The 15122-nt window shown below is 68.4% G+C and carries 16 protein-coding genes and 1 riboswitch; of the genes, 6 read left to right on the plus strand and 10 right to left on the minus strand.

The features are described 5' to 3' along the window. Window positions 1-5 precede the first annotated feature (5 nt). Both I55_RS03230 and I55_RS03235 read right to left on the minus strand, forming a co-directional pair. Complete coding sequence (locus I55_RS03230) at window positions 6-1613, minus strand: carboxyl transferase domain-containing protein (protein ID WP_044559059.1); 1608 nt, start codon at window positions 1611-1613, stop codon at window positions 6-8. Between the two features lie 57 nt (window positions 1614-1670). Then, entirely contained in the window at window positions 1671-2849 is a 1179-nt protein-coding gene (locus tag I55_RS03235) for an isovaleryl-CoA dehydrogenase (RefSeq protein WP_044559060.1), read from the minus strand. A 193-nt stretch (window positions 2850-3042) separates the two neighbouring features. Between I55_RS03235 and I55_RS03240 the strand changes: the two genes are divergently transcribed. Together I55_RS03240 and I55_RS03245 are read left to right on the plus strand one after the other, a co-directional pair. Further along, entirely contained in the window at window positions 3043-3633 is a 591-nt protein-coding gene (locus tag I55_RS03240; RefSeq protein WP_044559061.1) for a TetR/AcrR family transcriptional regulator, read from the plus strand. Beyond that, window positions 3630-4136 carry a hypothetical protein gene (locus tag I55_RS03245; RefSeq protein WP_159107098.1) on the plus strand — a complete coding sequence of 169 codons (507 nt, stop codon included), beginning with the start codon at window positions 3630-3632 and terminating at the stop codon, window positions 4134-4136. The genes I55_RS03240 and I55_RS03245 overlap by 4 nt, the downstream gene beginning before the upstream one ends. A gap of 9 nt (window positions 4137-4145) precedes the next feature. Here the strand turns inward: I55_RS03245 and I55_RS03250 are convergent, their stop codons facing one another. From I55_RS03250 to I55_RS03270, 5 genes are all read right to left on the minus strand, one after another. Beyond that, complete coding sequence (locus I55_RS03250; RefSeq protein ID WP_044559063.1) at window positions 4146-4445, minus strand: type II toxin-antitoxin system RelE/ParE family toxin; 300 nt, start codon at window positions 4443-4445, stop codon at window positions 4146-4148. Continuing rightward, window positions 4442-4708, minus strand: coding sequence for a type II toxin-antitoxin system ParD family antitoxin (locus I55_RS03255; protein ID WP_252180993.1), 267 nt, complete (start codon window positions 4706-4708; stop codon window positions 4442-4444). The genes I55_RS03250 and I55_RS03255 overlap by 4 nt, the downstream gene beginning before the upstream one ends. Before the next feature lie 59 nt (window positions 4709-4767). Further along, the gene (locus tag I55_RS03260) at window positions 4768-5178 is read right to left on the minus strand and encodes a VOC family protein (RefSeq protein WP_044559064.1); all 411 of its coding nucleotides are present in this window, start codon (window positions 5176-5178) and stop codon (window positions 4768-4770) included. 76 nt (window positions 5179-5254) lie between these two features. After that, complete coding sequence (locus tag I55_RS03265; RefSeq protein ID WP_044559065.1) at window positions 5255-6007, minus strand: hypothetical protein; 753 nt, start codon at window positions 6005-6007, stop codon at window positions 5255-5257. A 16-nt stretch (window positions 6008-6023) separates the two neighbouring features. Further along, window positions 6024-7505, minus strand: coding sequence for a hypothetical protein (locus I55_RS03270; protein WP_044559066.1), 1482 nt, complete (start codon window positions 7503-7505; stop codon window positions 6024-6026). A 379-nt stretch (window positions 7506-7884) separates the two neighbouring features. Between I55_RS03270 and I55_RS03275 the strand changes: the two genes are divergently transcribed. The 4 genes from I55_RS03275 to I55_RS38925 all read left to right on the plus strand — a co-directional run bounded on the left by I55_RS03275 (window position 7885) and on the right by I55_RS38925 (window position 12178). Next, a complete protein-coding gene (locus I55_RS03275; protein WP_044559080.1) occupies window positions 7885-8832 on the plus strand; it encodes an aldo/keto reductase family oxidoreductase in 948 nt (315 codons plus the stop codon). A 144-nt stretch (window positions 8833-8976) separates the two neighbouring features. Then, window positions 8977-10023 (plus strand): GlxA family transcriptional regulator, encoded by a 1047-nt coding sequence (locus tag I55_RS03280; RefSeq protein ID WP_044559067.1) that lies wholly within the window; start codon window positions 8977-8979, stop codon window positions 10021-10023. A 33-nt stretch (window positions 10024-10056) separates the two neighbouring features. Further along, the gene (locus tag I55_RS03285) at window positions 10057-10677 is read left to right on the plus strand and encodes a cytochrome P460 family protein (RefSeq protein WP_083900808.1); all 621 of its coding nucleotides are present in this window, start codon (window positions 10057-10059) and stop codon (window positions 10675-10677) included. A gap of 136 nt (window positions 10678-10813) precedes the next feature. Then, complete coding sequence (locus tag I55_RS38925; protein WP_044559068.1) at window positions 10814-12178, plus strand: TetR/AcrR family transcriptional regulator; 1365 nt, start codon at window positions 10814-10816, stop codon at window positions 12176-12178. Between the two features lie 103 nt (window positions 12179-12281). Here I55_RS38925 and I55_RS36775 read toward each other — a convergent pair whose 3' ends face one another. The 3 genes from I55_RS36775 to I55_RS03310 form a co-directional block, all read right to left on the minus strand. Next, window positions 12282-12629, minus strand: a complete 348-nt coding sequence (locus I55_RS36775; RefSeq protein ID WP_044559069.1) for a hypothetical protein — start codon at window positions 12627-12629, stop codon at window positions 12282-12284. 50 nt (window positions 12630-12679) lie between these two features. Beyond that, a riboswitch (SAM-I-IV-variant riboswitch) is annotated at window positions 12680-12802 on the minus strand. A 41-nt stretch (window positions 12803-12843) separates the two neighbouring features. Then, a complete protein-coding gene (locus I55_RS37580) occupies window positions 12844-13614 on the minus strand; it encodes a MaoC/PaaZ C-terminal domain-containing protein (RefSeq protein WP_085939923.1) in 771 nt (256 codons plus the stop codon). Beyond that, the coding region (locus I55_RS03310; protein ID WP_064742461.1) for an AMP-binding protein at window positions 13611-15122 on the minus strand (1512 nt) is incomplete at its 5' end. The genes I55_RS37580 and I55_RS03310, both read right to left, overlap by 4 nt.

Below are 15122 nucleotides of genomic sequence, written 5' to 3' on the forward strand. Positions count from 1 at the left end.
TGATCTCACATCCGGAAGACGCCGTAGGTGGTTTTTTCCACCGGGGCATTGAGGGCGGCGGAAAGGGACAGCGCCAGCACCATGCGCGTCTCGGCGGGGTCGATGATGCCATCGTCCCACAGGCGGGCGCTGGCGTAATACGGGTGGCCCTGGTGTTCATACTGGGCGCGGATGGGGGCCTTGAACGCCTCCTCCTCCTCCGCACTCCAGCTCTTGCCCTGGGCTTCCAGGCCGTCGCGCTTCACGGTGGCCAGCACGCCAGCCGCCTGCTCCCCGCCCATGACGCTGATGCGGGCGTTGGGCCACATGAAGAGGAAGCGCGGGGAATAGCCCCGGCCGCACATGCCGTAGTTGCCGGCGCCGAAGCTGCCGCCGATGATGACGGTGAACTTGGGCACCCTGGCGCAGGCCACGGCCGTCACCAGCTTGGCGCCGTCCTTGGCGATACCGGCGTTCTCATACTTCTGCCCGACCATGAATCCGGTGATGTTCTGCAGGAAAATCAGCGGGATGCCGCGCTGATTGCACAGCTCGATGAAGTGCGCGCCCTTCAGCGCGCTTTCGGAGAACAGGATGCCGTTGTTGGCGATGATGCCCACCGGATAGCCCCACAGGTGGGCGAAGCCGCAGACCAGCGTGGTGCCGTACAGCTGCTTGAACTCGTCGAACTCCGACCCGTCGACCAGCCGGGCGATGATCTCCCGCACGTCGAAGGGCTTGCGGCTGTCGGTGGGGATGATGCCGTAGATCTCCTCCGCCGCATACTTGGGCGCCACCGGCTCACGCAGGGCCACGGCCGGCGCCTTCACCCGGTTCAAATTGCCGACGATGCGCCGGGCGATGGCCAGGGCGTGGGCATCGTTCTGGGCCAGATGGTCGGTGACGCCGCTGGTGCGGCTGTGCACGTCGGCGCCGCCCAGATCCTCAGCGCTCACCACCTCCCCCGTCGCGGCCTTCACCAGGGGCGGGCCGCCCAGGAAGATGGTGCCCTGGTTACGGACGATGATGGACTCGTCCGCCATGGCGGGAACGTAGGCGCCGCCGGCGGTGCAACTGCCCATGACCACGGCGATCTGGGGGATGCCGGCGGCCGACATGGTGGCCTGGTTATAGAAGATGCGGCCGAAATGGTCGCGGTCGGGAAAGACCTCATCCTGGTTGGGCAGGTTGGCGCCGCCGCTGTCCACCAGATACACGCAGGGCAGGTTGTTCTCCCGCGCGATCTCCTGCGCCCGCAGGTGTTTCTTCACCGTCAGGGGGTAATAGGTGCCGCCCTTGACCGTGGCGTCATTGGCCACCACCACGCACTCGGTGCCGGAGACGCGGCCGATGCCGGTCAGGATGCCGGCGGCCGGCACCACGTCGTCATAGACGCCGTGGGCGGCCAGTTGCGACAGCTCCAGCCAGGGGCTGCCCGGGTCCAGCAGGTGGCGCACCCGGTCGCGGGGCAGCAGCTTGCCGCGCGACAGGTGCTTGGCCCGCGCCTTCTCACCCCCGCCCTGCTTGATGCCGGTGACGGTGGTGTGCAGGTCGTCGACCAGGGCGCGCATGGCCGCCACGTTGTCGGCGAAGGCGGCGGCGCGGGTGTCGATCTGGGAAATCAGCTGGGGCATGACGTGGGTGACCCCCTTATGTCAGGCAGGGTGAACCCAGTGGGCTGAAGACGCCTATCAAGAAGCGCTTTCGCGGAACAGTTCCCGGCCGATCAGCATGCGGCGGATTTCGGAGGTGCCGGCGCCGATCTCGTACAGCTTGGCGTCGCGCAGCAGGCGGCCGGTGGCGTATTCGTTGATGTAGCCGTTGCCGCCCAGGACCTGGATGGCGTCCAGCGCGCACTTGGTGGCGCTTTCGGCGGCCAGCAGGATGGCCCCGGCCGCGTCCTTGCGGGTGATCCGCTTGGCGTCCGCCGCCCGGCCCACGGCGTAGACATAGGCGCGGGCGGAGTTCAGCGCCACATACATGTCCGCCACCTTGCCCTGGATGAACTGGAACTCGCCGATGGGCTGGCCGAACTGCTCCCGGTCGTGGACGTAGGGCACCACCACGTCCAGGCAGGCCTGCATGATGCCCAGGGGGCCGGCGGCCAGCACGGCGCGCTCATAATCCAGGCCGCTCATCAGCACGCGGACGCCGCCGCCCAACTGGCCCAGGATGTTCTCCTCCGGCACCTCGCAGTCCTCGAACACCAGTTCGCCGGTGTGGCTGCCGCGCATGCCCAGCTTGTCCAGCTTCTGCGCGCAGGAGAAACCCTTGAAGCCCTTCTCGATCAGGAAGGCGGTGATGCCCTTCGGCCCGGCCGTGACGTCGGTCTTGGCATAAACCACCAGGGTATCGGCATCGGGGCCGTTGGTGATCCACATCTTGGTGCCGTTCAGGACGTAGCGGTCGCCCCGGCGCTCCGCCCGCAGCTTCATGGACACGACGTCGGAGCCGGCGCCAGGCTCGCTCATCGCCAGGGCGCCGACATGCTCACCCGAGATCAGCTTGGGCAGGTAGCGGGCCTTCTGCTCGGGTCGGCCATTCAGGCGGATCTGGTTGACGCACAGGTTGGAATGGGCGCCGTAGCTGAGGCCCACGGAGGCCGAGGCCCGGCTGATCTCCTCCATCGCCACCATGTGCTCGACATAGCCCATGGCCGCGCCGCCGTACTCCTCCTCCGCCGTCACGCCCAGCACGCCCAGGTCACCCAGCTTGCGCCACAGGTCCATGGGGAACTGGTCGGTGCGGTCGATCTCCGCCGCGCGGGGGGCGATCTCCGCGGCGGAGAACGCCGTGACGGCGTCGCGCAGCATGTCGGCGGTTTCGCCAAGGCCAAAGTCCATGGTGGGGAACGCGGCGGAGATCGACATGGCGGGCTTGTCCTCCCTCGGGGAATGTGACATTGCTTATTTACAAACGGTCATACGTTTCTTTCGGGTCGGCCGCAAGGGTGATTTAGGGGTGAAATGGGGCGCGATCTTGACGGACGCCAGCCGTGGCCCGAAAAGTCGCAAGGCCGGGACGGGCTAAGTCCCGGAAACGTTTGAGATTGGATTTTTGGGCATGGTGCGCACGGTGGGCTCTCGCGGCCCGAAGACGATGGAGGCGATCCGCGCGGCGGGCCTGCGCCTGATCCGCCAGCATGGCTATGAGGCCATCACCCTGCGCCAGCTGGGGCAGGAGGTCGGCATCCAGCCCGGGTCCATGTACAACTACATCCAGTCGAAACAGGAACTGCTGTTCATCCTGATCCGCGATCACATGGTGGCCCTGTCGGCCGAGGTGGCGGCGGCGCTCGACGGGACGACCGATCCCCTGGACCGGCTGCGGCGCTTCATCCGTTTCCACGTCTCCTACCACATCAACCGCACCGATGAGGTGTTCATCGGCGGGTCGGAACTGCGCAGCCTGGAAGGGGAGAATCGCACCACCATCCTGGCCATGCGCCGGGAGTATGAGCGCCTGCTGGTCGCCATTCTGGAGGATGGCATGGCCGCCGGCCAGTTCAAGCGCACCGACCCGCCCGTCACCGCCTACGCCATCCTGGCCATGCTGACCGGCGTGTGCGCCTGGTACAACCCCGCCGGCCGCATGGGCGAGGAAGATCTGATCCGCCTGCACCAGGACCTGATCCTGGGCGGGGTGCTGGCGTGAGGATGTCCAGCCGCCTGATGGTGGGCGGCCTGTTCACCCTGCTCTGCCCGCTCGCTCCGCGCCTGGGGATGGCCGCACCCTGCCCCGATGGCGCCGCCGCCACGCAAACCCTGTCCGACTTGGCACACTCCGCCAAGGACGTGCGCTGGGATAGTACGTCCATGGTGTGTGCCGATTTCAACGGCGACGGCGTGCTCGACCAGGCCGTCCTGGGCTATCGCGACCACACGCTTCTGCTGGCGGTGCGCCGGGGGCGCAAGCAGGGGCGCCACGTCCCCCAGATTCTGGAGTTCGCCATCGGCGGCGGCGTCCAAGAGGGCGTGTGTACCCTGCCCGTCACGCTGACCCTCCGTGACCTGGCGTGTGACACCGGGGACGGGCTACTGCCCGGCTGCAAGGCTGGCAAGGGGGTGAAAGCCCTGTCCATTCAGGACGGCGAGTGCGATCCCATCAATCTCTACTGGAGCCATGAGGACAGGGCGATGCTCTGGTGGCGATACTAAGAATCGCCTTTATTCGTCTGAAAACAAAAGACTATCGTAGTCTTGGGCACCGTGCAGAATGTGCACGACATCCACTTGGCCCGCCTGAATGCGATAAAAGATCAGGTAGTCGCGAAAAACACGCCGGCGAATACCGCTTGCTTCATGGGTCGGAAGCAAAGGGAAAGCCTCAGGCATGCGGCCGATTTCAAGTGCGCACCGCTCCAGCTCGCGTATGAAGGTTATCGCACGCGCCTTGTTGTCACGGGCGATGAACAGGGCGATCGTGCGCAAACCAGCCCGGGCGCGGGCTGAAAGGACCACCTTCATTGGCGCGGGGTGTCGGGCAAAGCGGCAATTTCCGCTTCAAGCTCATCGCAGACATCCCGCAGGTCATAAACCCGCCCCGCTTCGATATCCGCGACCCCTTCGGCCAAGGCGGCATCCAGGGCGGTGAGACGACGCTCCCGCGCCTCCAGCAGACGCAGGCCATCACGAACGACTTCGCTGGCGTTGTTGTACCGGCCGCTGTGCAGTTGACTCTGAATGAATTCCTCGAAATGGCGGCCGAGGGTGTAGCTGCTGGGCATCATCTCACCTATCTCTATCATTCAATGATAGTGCCTCCGCCCATGCAGGACAATAAGGCGCATCAGGCCAAACCCAGCTGCCACGACACGCCGAACCGATCCGCCAGCCAAGCATAGCGTGGACTGAAGGGGTAGGCGTCCAGCGGCATGAGGACGCCGCCCCCCTCCGCCAGCGTGGCATAGGCGTGGTCCAGGGCGGCGGTGTCGGTGAATTCCACGAACAGCGATGCGGACGGCGTGAAGGTGAAGGCGTGGGTGATGGGGCTATCGATGCACAGCACTTCCTGCGCGCCGATGCGGAAGCGGGCCTTCTGCACGCTGCCGGCGGCACCGGGGCCTTCGGCGTCATAGCGCGTCATTTCCAGCACCTCCACATCCGGAAAGGCCGAGGCATAGAGGGCCAGGGCCCGGTCGGCCTGGGCTTGCCCATCCACCGGATTGAACATGAGGAAGGGGGTGACGGTGGCAGTCATGTCTGGGCACCTCATCCGAAAGAAGGACAGTATGCCTCGGCCAGCACCCAACGCCAGAGCCCTCCCCCTTGAACGCTCACAACGCCGGCGGCATGGCCTCCAGGAAGCGCGCCACCTCCACCGGGGTGCCCAGCGGCACCACGGCCTGGAACGGCATACGGTGCAGGTAGACGGGCCGTCCCGCCCGGATCAGGTGGTTGTAGAGCGGGGCGATGTACTTCTCCCCCTTCGCCATGTTGGCCGGGTCGGCGAAGAACTCGGCATAGGAGCGGGCATAGAGGGTGAAGGAGGAGAACCAGTAGAGCCCAACCGTGGCATCGTCGGAGATGCGCTCCTTCTCCCTTAGCTCCTGGATGCGGCCGGTCCCGTCGGCGCGGGCAAAGCTCCACGCCGCCCCCGGCCCGGGAAAGCACGGGACCCAGCCGTCACCGCGCACGGCGTCCGCCGGCAGGTGGGCGGGGTCCACGTGGGTATCGATGTTGTAGACCAGCATGGGCCGGTCGGGATGGGCGACCGCTGCCTGGGCCGCCAGCGCGCTGGTCGCCTGGCCGTCCGTCAGGGCGTCCAGTTCCACCACGGCCACGTCGCGGATGCCCAGCGCTTCCGCCTGCGCGCGGATGAAGCCCTCCGCCCCGTCCTGGCGCAGGGCCACGAAGATGAAGGGCGATCCGGCAGTGATGAAGGAGCGCAGGCTGAGCATCGACCAGGCGAACAGGGTGCGGCCGTGCGCCTCGATCCGGTACTTGGGCACGGTGTAGCCTGCGTCGCGGAAGCGCTGGCCCATGCCCGCCATGGTGATGATGACCGTGGGCGGGGGCGTGGTGGACATGGACGTGCGATCTCCCTCAGGCGGCCCCGGCGCGCGCCGTTTCGATCTCATCCAGGATGGATTGGGCGGTCAGGGCGAAGCCCAGGATCTTCTTCGGCACGTCGATGTGCAAGGGCGCCATGCTGATGAACAGCGAGGCCTCGCACAGCCGCACCAGCAGCGGGTCGAAGCCCGCAGGGGTCAGGCGCTCGCGGAATTGCGCCTGGGCCCAGTCGCGGTCACCGGCGTTGTTGGCCAGGGTCAGGCGCAGGTCGGCGTCCAGCGCCACCTCATACTGCCCGCTGTTGACGAAGTCATAGCCGCCCAGGATGGAATGGGACAGCTTGGCGACGTCGTAATAGGGATCGGTGTGCAGCTCATCGGCCGACTCAACCCCGCGCGGATCGATGAAGCGCAGAAGCTGCGTCGTCTTGGAATAGAGGATGTTGGAGAAGCAGAGGTCGCCGTGGCCCACCACCAGGCGGTCGGCGGGGAAACGGTCGCGCAGGGCCTCATAGGCCGCCAGATAGCGCTCCACCAGGGCATCCACGCCGCCCACGGCCCGGGCCAGCAGGGGCGCCAGGTCACGATAGGCCGGCAGGCCCTTCAGCAAGGCCACCCGGTCCACCACCTTGTCGCGGTAGAGCCGGTCCATGACCGCCCTGCCCTCCGGCCGGGCCACCCGTTTGGCCGGCCGCTGGGTGACGTAGCTGAACACCCGGTCCAGGAACAGGCCGAAGTCCGCCGGTGTCATGACGCCGTGCACCCACTGGATGCCCATGTCGGCGATCAGCAGACGCTCCATGCGATAGCTGGCGGTCTCCCCATCATCCTGGAAATCGAAGGGCTGGACGAAGTAGATGCGCTGCTGCGCCGGCAGCAGGCCGTAGTACTCGAACTCCCGCCGCAGCTTGGCCCGGTCGCGGGAGCGCTTCACCAGGGTGTAGTCCGGCCCGTCGCTGATGGAGTTGAAGTGGCGGGCATCGAAATTGTTGGCCAGGAAGCCCACGAACTGCGCCGGGTCGCGCAGGTCGACCAGACCCAGATCCGCCTGATCGGGGGTCGTGAAGTCCTTGCGCCGCCGGGACACGAATTCCCGCAGGCGCCCTTGGGCCAGCGCGCCCACGGCCCCCTCCGCCAGGCGCTGTTCCACCAGCACCAAGCCGGTCCAGTCGGCGGCGGTGCGCACCGGCCAGGCGTGGTTGCCGGCACTCTGGGACAGGGCCTTCAGCAGCTGAGTCAGGTGACCACGCGGGCCGGTGGCGGCCAGGTTGGCGGGAAACAGCAGGAACTGGGTGGACGCCGGGGCCGATCCCGCCCGCTCCGCCGCCTCATCCACGGCGGCACGGGTGGCCAGTACCACCGGCGGGGGCAGGCCCGCCTCCTGCGCCGCCTCCTGCGCATGGCGAAGCAGGGTGCGACGGCCGTGGATCAGGCCGCCGAAGCTGGTGACGCCGGTCATGCTGAGGATGTCGTCGGGAACGCGGCGGCTGTCATCGAACAGTATGGTCAGGCCCATCGCAGCCCCCTCTCAACCCCGGTGCGGACATCTCGCCCCACGGCGATGCATGGCCCAACACTGATGCGTGCCCCAACAATAATGCATGGATTGTGCCAGCCGCCCCTGAGGCGGCGCAAGACGCCAATCCAGCGCCCTGGGATGGTGCGCCCGGGGGCGGCACCCCACCCAGGGTCGTGGCCAGGGCGGATGGACACGGCATAAGGCGGGAAATTGACGTTTTCCACTCGACGGCGGTCCCCGGAGAGGCCGAAGATCGGCACAGGACAAGGGGGGATGATGACGGTCCCCATGATCACAGACGGTTTTCAAACGGCTTCCATTCCCACCAGAATTGGCCTCCATCACAAACGGCCCCCATCACAAACGGATCGCTTCCATGCCTGGCACCGTGAACCATATCCCGCCCGTCCCCGACGCCCAGAGCTGCCTGCATGCCGAAGGCCCCCGGCTGTCGCCGCTGGTCTGGGGCGCCTGGCGCTCGCGCGAGGGGGAAGAAACCGACACCCCGGCAAAGCTTGCCCGCTTCCTGGACGGATGCCTGGAACTGGGCATCAGCAGCTTCGATCATGCCGACATTTACGGCGATTACGGGGCGGAGGCATTGTTCGGCCAGGCGCTGAAGGAATGGGGCGGCAAGCGCTCGTCCCTGCAGTTGATCACCAAGTGCGACATCGCCCTGCTGTCGCCCCAGCGCCCCGGCCATGTGGTCAAGCACTACAATAGCTGTGGCGACCATATCGTCGCCTCGGTGGAACAATCGCTGCGCAACCTGGGCACGGACTATATCGACCTGCTGCTGCTGCACCGGCCCGATCCGCTGATGAACCCGGACAACACCGCCGACGCGCTGGACCGGCTGTTGCGCTCCGGCATGATCCGCCATGTCGGCGTGTCCAACCACAGCCCATCGCAAGTGCGCCTGCTGCAATCGCGCATGGCGCGGCCGCTGGTCACCAACCAGATCGAATTCTCCGTCACCACGCTGGCCCCCCTGTTCGACGGCACGCTGGACCATGCGCTGGAAATGCGCATGCGGCCCATGGCCTGGTCGCCCCTGGGCGGCGGCGGCCTGTTCACCGGCGCCACGGAACAGGCGCGCCGTACCCTGGCGGCGCTGGAGGCCGTCGGCGGGGAGATGGGGGTGGGCGACCCCGGCACGGTGGCCCTGGCCTGGCTGATGCGCCACCCGTCGCGGCCCGTGCCGGTGCTGGGCACCAGCCGGCTAGAACGCGTGCGTACCTACATGCGGGCGGCGCAGCTGAAGATGCAGCGCCAGCACTGGTTCCAAATCCTGCAGGCCAGCCAGGGGCATGAAGTTCCCTGAACCCTTGACGATGGTGCCATTCCGCATGGTGCCACCGGGGATGGCCGGAAGTGTCGGGTGGATGTCCTTCCGCCCGGCGCCCGCCCGGCCGATACTGCCCGCCATGACGTGTCCTTAGGCGGACATGGGTGGCGGGGATGGGGAATGACGCGCGTACCGGCATGCATCGGGATAGTGGGCTATGACGACGTCAACGCCCTGGACGTGACCGGCCCCGCCGAGGTCTTCGCCAATGCCGCCGACCTGGCGGAATGGGGGCTGGCGGAATGGGGGGCCGCCGGCGCGCCACCGGCGTCGCGTCCCTACCGCGTCGTGCTGATCGGCGTCGCGGCCGGATCTTTCACCAGCGAGTCCGGCCTGACCTTCACCCCCCGCCACAGCCTGGCGGCCGACGACGTGCCGGCACTGGACACGCTGGTCATCGCCGGGGGCAAGGGCCTGCGTGAGCCCGCGACCAATACCGCCGTGGCCCGGTGGCTGGCCGGCAACGCCCAGCGCTTCCGCCGGGTGGCCAGCGTCTGCACCGGCATCTACGGCCTGGCGGCCAGCGGCCTGATGGATGGCCGCCGGGTCACCACCCACTGGCGCTTCGCCGACGACGTGGCCCGCCGCTTCCCCGCCCTGAGCGTCTGCGGCAACGCCCTGTTCCTGAAGGACGGCCCCTTCTACACCTCGGCCGGGATCACCGCCGGCATCGACCTGGCGCTATCGCTGGTGGAGGAGGATCACGGACCGGCGCTGGCCCTGGCGACGGCGCGGGAACTGGTGGTGTTCATGAAGCGGCCAGGTGGCCAGGCGCAATTCTCCGAACCCCTGCGCTTCCAAAGCCGCGCCTCCGACCGCTTCGCCGACCTGTCGGCCTGGATGCTGGGCAACCTGCACCGCGACCTGTCGGTGGAGGAACTGGCCCTGCGCGTGAACCTCAGCCCCCGGCAGTTCCGCCGCCGCTTCACCGCCGCCTTGGGCCGGCCACCAGCCGACTACGTCGCCGACCTGCGCCTGGGCGAGGCCTGCCGCCGTCTGGTCCAGCCCGGCGTGAGCGTCGACAGCCTGGCGCCGGCCATCGGCTTCCGCAGCGCCGACGCGTTCCGCCGGGCCTTCCGTCAGCGCTACGGCGTTTCCCCCAGCCAATACCAGGCGCATTTCTCCCCCGCCGGACCGGGCGACAAGACCATGGCCGGCACCGCCTGAGTTTCCATCCCCCTTGAATCAACGGAGGGCCCCATGGCCTGGTTTCCCCCTGTCCGCCGCGTCGCGACGGCGCTGCCCCTGCTTTGCCTGCTGATGGCGCCCGCCACCCTTTCGACCGCGGCTGAAGGGCCTTACACGCCGCAGTTCGACAAGGACGACAAGCTGACCTTTCCCGCCGGCTACCGCGACTGGGTCTTTCTCACCAGCGGCCTGGACATGAGTTACGGCCCCGCCATGCGCATGGGCCATTCAATGTTCGACAACGTCTTCGTGAACCGCGAGGCCTACCAGGCCTTCAAGGAGACGGGGACCTGGCCGGACAAGACCACCTTCGTGCTGGAGGTGCGCGGCGCGGCCGACAAGGGCTCCATCAACAAGAACGGCCATTTCCAGACACCGGAGGTGATGGGCCTGGAGGTTCATGTGAAGGACATGGCCCGCTTCCACGACGATGGATGGGCCTTCTACGCCTTCGATGCAAACGAGCTAACGCCCAAGCCGGCCGAGCAGTTGCCGGTGGAGCAGAGCTGCTACAGCTGCCATCAGAGCCACGGGGCGGTGGACACCACTTTCGTCCAATTCTACCCCACGCTGAAGCCCATCGCCGCCGCGAAAAAGACCTTCAGCGCGTCCTACCTGGCCGAAAAACCCTAGGCGGAGCCTACTGGCAACCACCAGCGGAAGGGGGGCATTCTTCCTCAGCGGCAAATGTGACCTCTCCTGACACGGGGTCATTGCCGTATTGCCAGGGATGGACTATCAGTGCGCGTCGACAGTTTGAAGCGCGGTCATGAAGCCCGGCCTTAGCCCCCTCGCCCCATCCACCCCCGATGCCCCGGCGCCGGCGCCGGCGGGGCCGCCCCCGTCGCGCGCCACCGCGCAGGGCACCCCCGGGAGTGCCCCAGGGGGAAGCGCCCAGGGGGGAAGCGCCCAGGGGGGCCAGGACGGCACCCGCGAGCGGCTGATCGACCAGGCGCACACCCTGCTGGCCCAGGGGGGCCTGAAGGCGTTGAGCGTCCGCAACCTCGCCGCCGCCGCCGGTCTGTCCACCAGCGCCGTGCCCTATCACCTGGGCGACAAGGACAGCCTGACCCACACCGTTTTCGGCGCGGCGATGGAGCGGGACCGCGAGGCCTGGCGGCGGTTCCGCGTCTCACTGGGCGACGAGGGCCTGCCCGTCTTCGCCCTGGCCGACGCCCTGGTGGCGCAGGCGCTGGCCCTGTCGGCCCGCCAAGGCACCATTGAGCTGGTGTGGTATGAGTTGATCCACCAGGCCCGCCACACCCCCGCCCTGCGCCCCATCCTGGCGCGATGGTATGAGGAACGGCGGGGCCGCCATCGCGACCTGTTCGCCCTGGCCGGCCTGCCCACCCATGTCGCCGACCTGATGACGCATTACCTGGTGGGCGACCATTCCACCCTGCTGGTGGCCGGCGGCGCCTCGGGCTTCGCCCTGTCGGTGGTGGAGAACATCCGCCACCTGTGCGATCCGGAGGACGGCCGGGCCGCCCTGTGGCACGACCGCCTGCGCCGCCCGGCGGGCCAGGATGACGGCCTGGACCAGGCGGGCGAAACGGAACAGCGCATCGTCGCCGCCGCCGTCGCCACCATCATCGACCAGGGCGTGGCCGCCGTGACCCACCGCGCCGTGGCGCAGCGGGCAGGCGTCTCCCTCTCCTCCACCACCTACTATTTCCGCTCCCGCGGGGACATCATCCGCCGCGCCTTCCAGTACATCCATGAGGAGTTGCGGCGGGAAATCCCCGCCGTGCATCATGAATTGCCGCCGCTGGCCCTCTTCCTGCGCGCGGTGGCGGACCACATGCTGGCGCCGGTGGACGGGGGTCGCATCGCCGGCCGCAACACCACCCACGCCCTGGGCGACTTCGCCCTGGAATCCTGCCGCGACGCCACACTGGCGCCCTTGTACCTGACCTTCCGCCAGGGCCGGGGCGCCCGCATCGGCGTGGCGCTGGCCATGGTGCTGCGGGGCCAGGCACCCCTCTCCTCCTTCCAGGCGCAGATCATCTCCACCTGGATGCAGGGCCGTGCGCAGATCCTGCACGCGCTGGACGCCCCGCCCGATGTCGATGGCTACGCCACGGAGATGATGGGCCTGCTGCGCTATCTCCAGCCCGCCATTCCCAAGGGCTAGGTTAGAGCAAAGCGCGATCACCTGTGATCGCGCTTTGCTCTTAAGCTGTTCATGATAGAGCGGATTTACACAATCAGGTGATTCCACCTGATCGCGTTCCGCTCTAAAATGCTAGTCGTGCATAATGCCGGCCGGCCAGGACCCAGGCGCGGGCTTCCGCCGCCCGCTCACCCTCCAGCACCCGGCGCAGATGGGTCACGCGGCGGTCCTGGTCGCGACTGTCCAGCACCGTGTAGATATGGGTGTAGGTGCCGTGCCGGCGGTGGATGACGGCGTAGGTCCGGGCGACGCAATCCGCCACGCCCGCCAGGGCCATCCGCTCCTCCCGCAGCAGGTGCACGGCGTCGCCGGGGTGCGTGGTGAGGCCGGGCGCCATCTCGAGGACGGCCAGGGGCTCCTCGGGCTGCGAGATAGCGGCGACGGCTTGGGGAAAGGCGGCGGGGATATGCATGGGGAACAGTCCACTCCAAACGGGATGGAACCGGCCATGCGACCATACGCTGCTACCCACTTGGTTGCCGCCGCCCGGGAACCGGGGGCCGCCACATCTCCGCCTCAGCGGAAACCACCTTGCCTGGGCTGGCAGGTTGGTGCGGGACGCCGGCCCCGCTCCTGATGCAACAATGCCGGCATCGGTGCCGACGGCTGGTGGGTACTCCCACCGCTCACGCCTGGCAAGCGCTCAATTGGGCATGGCTGGTCCAATCCCGGGCGGTCCAGTGCGGGGCCAGCACCAGGGCCCGGCCAGTGGCGACGATGTCGCCATCCCGGCCGCTGTCGTGGATACGGCAGATGGTGGCCAGGTCGACAAGGCGCTTCTCCGGCCGCAGGCGGGTGACGGTCACGGTGGCGGCCAGGGCCGTGTCCAGGGGTACCCGGCGCCAGAACACCGTCTCCTGCTTCAGATAATTGGTGCCCGGCCCCGGCAGTTGGACGCCCAGCAGGAAGGAGAACAGGCTCAGCACCAGGGGCTCGCGCAGGCGATGGCCGGCCAGGCGCTCATAAGCCCCCAGGTCGGGGTCGGCGTAAAGCCGGGTGACGGTCGCGGAAGGGCCGACCGGCGGCGCGCGCCAGCCCTCGTCTGGGGTCAGCGGCGCCAGGGTGGCGATACCCTCACACACCGCCTGGCCATCCGCCTGCCGGCGGGCCGCCACGCGGACCTGGGTCCCGTCCTGCGGTTCGGCATGGAAGGCCAGCGCCTCATCGGCGTAGGCCGGCGCCGGGAAGGTCACCGCCAACCGGGCCAGGGGCTGCCCCGGCAGAGCATCGGCGGCCAGGCCCCTCAGGATGGCGCACAGCAGGGCGCCATGGGCCACGGTGCGGCCGAAACGGGTGCGGGCGGCGTGGGCCGGGTCCAGGTGGATGGGGTTGTCGTCGCCCGACAGCCGGGCGAAGGCCCGGAAATCGTCCTGGCTCAGCGTCCGGTCGAGCCTCACGACGCCAGGTCCAGGCCCGGCGGGGGCACGGCCAAGCGGTGCTTCTGGATCTTGCCGGCGGCGGTGCGCGGGAAATCATCCACCAGCACGAAATGGCGTGGCACCTTGTAACCGGCCAACAGCGCGCGGCAATGACGCGCCAGACCGTCGACCTCCGTGCCCGGTTGAACGCGCACGTGGGCCTGGCCCACCTCCCCCCAGACGGGATCGGGCACGCTGACCACCGCCACCTCCAGCACGGCCGGATGGCGCAGCAGGGCGTTCTCCACCTCCACCGGGTAGACGTTCTCGCCACCGGAGATGAACATCTCTTTCAACCGGCCGGCGGGGTAGTAGTAGCCGTCGGCGTCCTGGCGCACCAGGTCGCCGGTGCGCAGCCAGCCGTCGGGGGAAAAGACGGCGGCCGTGGCGGCCGGCTGGCGCCAATAGCCGGGCGTCACCGCCGCCCCCTTGACCCAGGCCTCGCCCACCTGCCCGGGGGCCACGTCCCGCCCGTCGCCGTCCACCACCCGCACCCGGCACAGGATCTGCGGCTTGCCGATGGAGCCCACGCGGGCGACGGCGCCGGCGGGGTCGTTCAGGAACAGGGTGGGGCCCGTTTCCGTCATGCCCATGCCGTTGCAGACCAGGGCGCCGCGTTCCACGAAGCGCCGGGCCAGGGCGTCATCCAGCGGCGCCCCGCCGCAGGCCCAGCGCCGCACCGCCGACAGGTCGGTGTCCCTGAACCGGGGGTGCAAGGCCAGTTGGCGATAGACGGCGGGCACGCCGAAGAAGGTGGTGATGCGACCCTGGGCGATCAGGTCCAGCACGGCGCCGGCATCGAACGCCGACTGCACCAGCACCTCCCCCCCGGCCATCAGCAGCGGCAGGGTGTGCAGGTTGATGCCCGCAGTGTGGAACAGCGGCAGATAGTTCAGCGTGCGGTCATTTTCCGACAGATCAACGCCCTGGCGCAGGTTGACGTAGTTCGCCATGGCCATGCCGTAGGTGTACAGCACGGCCTTGGGCTCCCCGGTGGTGCCGGAGGTGTAGAGCAGGTACCAGATGTCGTCCGCCGGCCAGGTGTCACGCGGCGGCAGCGGCGGCTGGGCCGCCACATTGGCGTCATGACCATCATCCAGGTCGATGGTGGCGGGGCCAAGGACCGCCAAAGCCTGGGCGGTGCCTCGATCCTCCTCCCCGTGGACCAGCAGCCGGGGCTGGCAGTCGGCCAGCACGCGGGCCAGTTCCGCCGCCGGCATGCGCCAGTTCAGCGGTACCAGCAGACAGCCGCGCTTGGCGCAAGCGAACAGCAGGACGAAGAAGTCCGGGCGGTTGCGGCACAGCACGGCCACGCGGTCGCCCGGTTCCACGCCCAGGGTGGCCAGCAGGCTGGCGGTGCGGGCGGCGCGGTCGTCCAGATCGGCATAGGTCAGCGTCCGGCCGGTGGTGCCGCCGCCGGTCAGGTCCACCAGGGCCGTGCGCGCCGGCGTCAGCCGCGCGCGCTGCGCCGTCAGGTCGAACAGATC

Origin of the sequence: Azospirillum sp. B4, assembly GCF_000333275.1 — a bacterium.
Taxonomy (GTDB): Bacteria; Pseudomonadota; Alphaproteobacteria; order Azospirillales; family Azospirillaceae; genus Nitrospirillum.

Bases quoted from the DNA above. Each gene is read 5' to 3' on its own strand.
- I55_RS03255 (WP_252180993.1), bottom strand. From the start codon at position 4,708: ATGATGCCCAGCAGCTACACCCTCGGCCGCCATTTCGAGGAATTCATT.
- I55_RS03240 (WP_044559061.1), top strand. From the start codon at position 3,043: ATGGTGCGCACGGTGGGCTCTCGCGGCCCGAAGACGATGGAGGCGATC.
- I55_RS03270 (WP_044559066.1), bottom strand. From the start codon at position 7,505: ATGGGCCTGACCATACTGTTCGATGACAGCCGCCGCGTTCCCGACGAC.
- I55_RS03280 (WP_044559067.1), top strand. From the start codon at position 8,977: ATGACGCGCGTACCGGCATGCATCGGGATAGTGGGCTATGACGACGTC.
- I55_RS03250 (WP_044559063.1), bottom strand. From the start codon at position 4,445: ATGAAGGTGGTCCTTTCAGCCCGCGCCCGGGCTGGTTTGCGCACGATC.
- I55_RS03235 (WP_044559060.1), bottom strand. From the start codon at position 2,849: ATGTCGATCTCCGCCGCGTTCCCCACCATGGACTTTGGCCTTGGCGAA.
- I55_RS03230 (WP_044559059.1), bottom strand. From the start codon at position 1,613: ATGCCCCAGCTGATTTCCCAGATCGACACCCGCGCCGCCGCCTTCGCC.
- I55_RS03275 (WP_044559080.1), top strand. From the start codon at position 7,885: ATGCCTGGCACCGTGAACCATATCCCGCCCGTCCCCGACGCCCAGAGC.
- I55_RS03285 (WP_083900808.1), top strand. From the start codon at position 10,057: ATGGCCTGGTTTCCCCCTGTCCGCCGCGTCGCGACGGCGCTGCCCCTG.
- I55_RS03260 (WP_044559064.1), bottom strand. From the start codon at position 5,178: ATGACTGCCACCGTCACCCCCTTCCTCATGTTCAATCCGGTGGATGGG.
- I55_RS36775 (WP_044559069.1), bottom strand. From the start codon at position 12,629: ATGCATATCCCCGCCGCCTTTCCCCAAGCCGTCGCCGCTATCTCGCAG.
- I55_RS38925 (WP_044559068.1), top strand. From the start codon at position 10,814: ATGAAGCCCGGCCTTAGCCCCCTCGCCCCATCCACCCCCGATGCCCCG.
- I55_RS03265 (WP_044559065.1), bottom strand. From the start codon at position 6,007: ATGTCCACCACGCCCCCGCCCACGGTCATCATCACCATGGCGGGCATG.